Here is a 5661-nt window from a genome sequence, read left to right on the forward strand (position 1 = left end):
GGCTTGCCGCGGGCACCGCCTACACGGGGTTGGCACACGCGGCCCTGGCCGCCGGCGATCTCGAAACGGCGCAGGACGCGACCGAGAAGGCCGGGCAGCACATGAGTGTCCTGCCCGCGATGGCGGCGGTGCTGCGCGTGGTCAGTGCGCAGGCCGCATTGGTGGGCGGGGATCTGCTCGCGGCCCGCCGCGAGGCCGACGACGCCGTCACGACGACGACCGGCTGGTTTCTGATGGCGGCGCTCACGACGCGCGCACAGGTGGCGATCGCGCAGGGTGAGCCGGAGCAATCCGAACGCGACGCCCACGACGCACTCGCAATCGCCGGCGACATCGAGGCGTACCTGGGCATTTCCGACATCCTGGAGTGCCTCGCCGCTCTGGCCGGCCAGGTCGGCAGCCACCGCGAAGCCGCCCGCCTAGTCGCCGCGGCATCCAGCATCCGGCAACGCATGGGCGCAGTCCGCTTCAAGATCTATGACGCCGGCTACCAAGCCTCGGTCACGGCGCTGCGAGACGCCATGGGCGACAAAGACTTCGAGGCAGCGTGGGCCGAAGGCGCGGCCCTATCCATCGAGGAGGCGATCGCCTACGCGCGACGTGGCCGCGGCGAACGCAAACGACCCACCAGCGGCTGGGGTTCACTCACGCCGACCGAGCGCGATGTCGTGCGACTACTCAGCGAAGGACTGGCCAACAACGACATCGCCGCAAGGCTTTTCGTCTCGCCCCGCACCGTGCAATCCCATCTCACCCACGTCTACACCAAGCTCGGCCTGAGCTCGCGCGTGCAGCTCGCCCAGGAAGCCGCCCGCCATAACTGAAACATCGGTGCACGATCGGCCGAGATCTACGCGGTTGTGCTGATGTTTTGCGGTCCGTGGTGGCCGCATGCTGGCTAGCATGAGCGAGATCGAGCCACGCGCGGAGACGCCGTTGGTGGACTGGAGCGATCTTGGCGTGAGCGGGCTTTTGCCGATGGGCACGGTGACGTTGCTGTTGGCTGACGTTGAAAACTCCACCGGGCTGTGGGAAAGCCAGCCCGAGAAGATGACGGCGGCGTTCGCCCGGTTGGATCACACGCTGTCAGATCTGTTGACCGCCTATGGCGGGGTACGCCCGGTGGAGCAGGGCGAAGGTGACAGCTTTGTGGTGGCGTTCGCGCGGGCCAGTGACGCGGTGGCATGTGCGCTGGGACTGCAGCGGGCACCGTTGGCTCCGATCAGCTTGCGGATTGGTGTGCACACCGGCGAGGTACAGCTGCGCGATGAAAGTAATTACATCGGCTCGACCATCAATCGCACGGCGCGGCTGCGCGATCTGGCACATGGTGGCCAGACCTTGCTGTCGGGCACGACCGAGGATCTCGTTGTTGACATGCTGCCCGCCGACGCGTGGCTGACCGATCTCGGTAGTCACGAGCTGCGCGGCGTTCCCCGCCCCGAGCGAGTGGTGCAGCTGTGCCATCCCGATCTGCGTACCGACTTCCCACCGCTGCGCACAGCCAAAAGCAGTACTGCGCATAATCTTCCGTCGCAGATCACCAGCTTCGTCGGCCGCAGCCAACAGACGACAGAGGTGCGAAAGCTGTTGGAGCAAAACCGGTTAGTGAGCTTGACGGGAGCCGGTGGGGTGGGCAAGACGCGCCTCGCGGTCGAAGTGGCGAACCAGCTCGCGGCCGAATACGACGACGGTGTCTGGTACGTGGATCTGGCGCCGATCACCGATCCCGAGTTGGTGCCGTTGACCGTCGGCCGCGCGCTGGGTCTGCCCGACCAACCCGGCCGCTCCACCGTGGACACGCTGCTGCGGTTTGTTCGTGATCGTCAGATGTTGGTGGTGTTGGACAATTGCGAGCATCTGCTGGACGCGTGCGCGGATCTGGTCGTTGCTCTGCTGGTTGCAGCTCCGGGGCTGACGCTGCTGGCAACCAGTCGCGAGCCGATCGGCGTGATGGGTGAGGCGACGTGGCGCGTGCCGTCGCTCTCGACGGCCGATGAGGCGCTCGAGTTGTTCGCCGATCGCGCGCGTCTGACCCAGACCGGGTTCACCGTGACCGATGACAATGCGGCGATCGTCGCAGAGATCTGTCAGCGCCTCGACGGGATACCGCTGGCCATCGAATTGGCCGCGGCGCGGGTGCGCGCGCTGTCGCTGACCGAGATCCTTGACAGCTTGCATGACCGCTTCCGGCTGCTGACCGGTGGCTCGCGCACCGCGGTGCGCCGCCAGCAGACACTGCATGCCTCGGTGGACTGGTCGCACACGTTGCTGACCGAACCAGAGCGAGTCCTATTCCGTCGGCTGGCCGCGTTCCTGGGTGGCTTCGACCTGGATGCCGCCCAAACGGTCGCCGGCGACGGCGATGTAGAGCGTTTCCAGGTGCTGGACCTGCTCACCCTGCTGGTGGACAAGTCCCTTGTTGTGGCTGAACACACCAGTGGCGCAACGCGATACCGGTTGCCGGAGACGGTGCGCCAATACGCCCAGGAAAAACTCCTCGAGTCCGGCGAAGCCGACGTCGTGCGCACGCGTCACCGCGACCACTACACCACGCTGGCCGCTGTGCTTGACGCACCGACATGCACGGACTATGAACGGCGTCTCGAGCAGGCCGACCTCGAGATCGACAACCTGCGCGCCGCATTTTCGTGGAGCCGCGAAAACTCCGATACAGGGCTGGCGTTGGCGCTCGCATCGTTGCTGCAGCCACTGTGGCAAGCGCGGGGCCGTCTCCGGGAAGGACTGACCTGGTTCGAAGCTGCCCTCAGCGACCTCGATTCGTACTCGCCTGGGGAGGCGGCCTCGGTACGGGCGCGGGCGCTCGCCGACACGGCCACCCTCGGAGTATGGGCGGGCGCCGCCGAGAGCCCGGATCAGGCTCGGCAAGCGCTGGCGATCGCGCGCGAGGTCGATGACCCGGCCCTGCTGATCCGTGCACTTACCGCGTGCGGCTATGTCGCTGCGTACTTCGACTCAGAGGCGGCCGGCTCGTACCTGGCCGAGGCGAACGGCCTGGCCCGGGATTTGGGCGACCGCTGGCGGCTCAGCCAGATCCTCGTCGCGCAAGTTGTCGCGGCACTCGCGGTGCGTGACCCGGTCGCAGCGCGCGCGACCGCCGAGGAGGGACGCGATCTCGCCGAAGCAATAGGTGACCGGTTCGACGCGCGCCGGTGCCGCTGGTACCTCGGACTCGCACAGCAGTTTCAGGGTGATCTGGAAGGTGCGATAGCACAATTCGCCGCGTTGGCCGACGAGGCCGAGGCAGCTCACGATGAGATCTGGAGGGTGGATAGCGTCGTGGCCCGGGCCTTCGCGCTGGCGTACCACGGTGACACCGCGGCCGCCCGGGCTGCCGCCGACGCGGCCATCGAGGCCACTGCCGACTTGGGCGGGCTTAAAGCGTGCGCCGCCTACTGGGCATTGGCTATGGCGGCCCTGGCCGCCGGCGATGCTGCGACGGCGCAGCACGCGACCGATGCGGCCTGGGCACACGTGAGTGCCCTGCCGGGGCCTGTGGCGATGCATTGTGTTATTGCCGCGCAGGCGGCCTTGGCGGGCGGTGATCTGGTCGCGGCGCGCCGCTGGGCCGACGATGCCGTGTCGACAACGACGGGCGTCTTTATGTCGGACCCACTGACGGAGCGCGCCCGGGTGGCGATCGCACAAGCTGAGCTAGACCAGGCTGAGCGTGACGCCCACGACGCCCTCGCACGTGCCGCCGAGGTCGAAACGTTCCTGTTCATCCCCGACATCCTGGAGTGCCTCGGCACTCTGGCAGCCCAGGCCGGCGGTCACCGCGAGGCCATCCGCCTTTTAGGCGCAGGGGCGGCACTTCGGGAACGCATGGGCGCGGTGCGGTTCAAGATCTGGGACGCGAGCTACGAAGCCTGTGTGGCGGCGCTGCGAGATGCATTGGACAACAACGACTTCGACGGCGCGTGGGCCGAAGGCGCGGCCCTGTCCACCGAAGAGGCGATCGCCTACGCCCAGCGCGGCCGCGGCGAACGCAAACGGCCCACCAGCGGCTGGGCCTCGCTCACACCCACCGAACGTCAAGTGGTGCAACTGGTCAGCGAAGGACTGGCCAATAACGACATCGCCACAAGGCTTTTCGTCTCACCCCGCACGGTGCAAACGCATCTCACCCACGTGTACACCAAGCTCGGCCTGAACTCTCGGGTGCAACTCGCCCAGGAAGCGGCCCGCCACGCGTGACACGGCTCAGCAGGATTAGCCTGCCTTCTCCGTAAGTTCGCGGCGGTCGAAGCTGTTGTGCGACACCCGCCACGAAGCGTATCCGTCGGCCGCGACGTGCAGCGTGATGTGCGGGTCGCAGCCGCATTCCTCGACGTGATGGGAAGCCAGATCGTCGATAGGAACGATGTGGATTTCACGGGGCCCGATCCAGCCGGTCCACCAACGGTTGCCGGGACAATCACAGCCGAGCTCGGTGCAGTGAACGGCTTGGATGATCATTGCGGCTGGGGCCGTGGCCAAGCGTCGATGAGCCGGTCCATGACGGCGTCCCATTGCATGGCCCGGATCTCGTCGCCGGCGTCGCGGGCTTGCTGGAGGTGCTCGCGCACGAACATCAAGCAGCGCCCGATACGGGTGGTATCCGTGATTGTTGCTGCCATCGCTGACCTCTCTCGACGCGGGAAAGAAAGACCGGTTGGCGTCATTGGCGCTCGGCTAGCAATCGCATCGTCGCATAGAGAACGGGGCCGCGCTCATCGACACACCGCGCAGCCGACGAACGCGAGCGGCTGCCTAGCCGATCTGCAGCGGGTCGATCTGCACTCGCACGGGCTCGTCGGTTTGCCGGGCACTGGTGACGGCGACGCCGCGACGCAGTTCGCCTGTCAGCGTCAAACCTTGCTCGCGGCGCACGCGCACCAGCATTCGGATCACCGCAACGTCGGCTGGAGTGCCCGGCGGTCGGCGCGCGCCGGGCGGCAGCTCTACCGGGCCGAGCAGTTCGGCGCTATCGGGCAAGTGGACTTCGTCGAGCAGCGCTGCCACCGATTCGGCGGAGCCGTCGAGAGCGGCCATGTGCACGCTCGGCGGCAAGGCTACCTCGGTGCGCGCCGCCAACTCCGCGTCCGCGTGGCCGACCGGATCCCAGCGAATCAGCGATTGCACTGTGGGAACGGATGATTCGGCGACCACCGTCACCACACCACCGTCATCGCGGGACCGCACCAACGCTGCAGCGGCCATCCAGCGCCGCAGCGCGTCCTCCGCCGCGCGCAGATCCTGACGGCCCAACAGCGCCCAGCTGTCCAGCAACAGCGCCGCGCCATACCCGCCGGAAGCACGGGGTTCGGCGCCGGGCGTGGCCACCACCAGTGCCGGGCGACCGTCGACCTCGGACACCACCGCCTCACCGGCCGAGGTGATCACCGCGACACCCGGGAATGCCCGGCCAACCTCTTCGGCGGTCCGCCGCGCCCCCACCACAACAGCGCGCACCGCGTCCGACCCACAGCGCCCACACCGCAGCGCGGCATCCGCGCGGCCGCACCACCGGCACACAGGAGCCGTCCCGTCGCGGTCATCCAACGAGAGCGGACCGGTGCAATGCCGGCAACGGGCAATCGCTCGGCAGCGCCCACAGGCCAGCGACGGGACGTAACCGCGCCGCGGCACCTGCACTAG

General features: G+C 67.7%; 4 protein-coding genes and 1 pseudogene. 2 read left to right on the forward strand and 3 right to left on the reverse strand.

Features of this window, described 5'->3' with window-relative positions; genetic code table 11:
• Both WB785_RS06060 and WB785_RS06065 read left to right on the forward strand, forming a co-directional pair.
• A partial coding sequence (locus WB785_RS06060; RefSeq protein WP_424077857.1) for a helix-turn-helix transcriptional regulator occupies positions 1–824 on the forward strand: 824 nt, incomplete at its 5' end.
• A 136-nt stretch (positions 825–960) separates the two neighbouring features.
• A complete protein-coding gene (locus WB785_RS06065) occupies positions 961–4218 on the forward strand; it encodes a helix-turn-helix transcriptional regulator (RefSeq protein WP_424077860.1) in 3258 nt (1085 codons plus the stop codon).
• Positions 4219–4233: 15 nt separating this feature from the next.
• Here WB785_RS06065 and WB785_RS06070 read toward each other — a convergent pair whose 3' ends face one another.
• The 3 genes and pseudogenes from WB785_RS06070 to WB785_RS06080 all read right to left on the reverse strand — a co-directional run.
• A complete protein-coding gene (locus tag WB785_RS06070) occupies positions 4234–4479 on the reverse strand; it encodes a hypothetical protein (protein WP_424077858.1) in 246 nt (81 codons plus the stop codon).
• Entirely contained in the window at positions 4476–4640 is a 165-nt protein-coding gene (locus tag WB785_RS06075; protein ID WP_424077859.1) for a hypothetical protein, read from the reverse strand. Before WB785_RS06075 ends, WB785_RS06070 begins: the two co-directional genes overlap by 4 nt.
• A 133-nt stretch (positions 4641–4773) precedes the next feature.
• A pseudogene (locus WB785_RS06080) lies at positions 4774–5661 on the reverse strand (primosome assembly protein PriA); the annotation flags it as partial.

This window comes from Mycobacterium sp. (assembly GCF_049585075.1).
Classification (GTDB): domain Bacteria; phylum Actinomycetota; class Actinomycetes; order Mycobacteriales; family Mycobacteriaceae; genus Mycobacterium.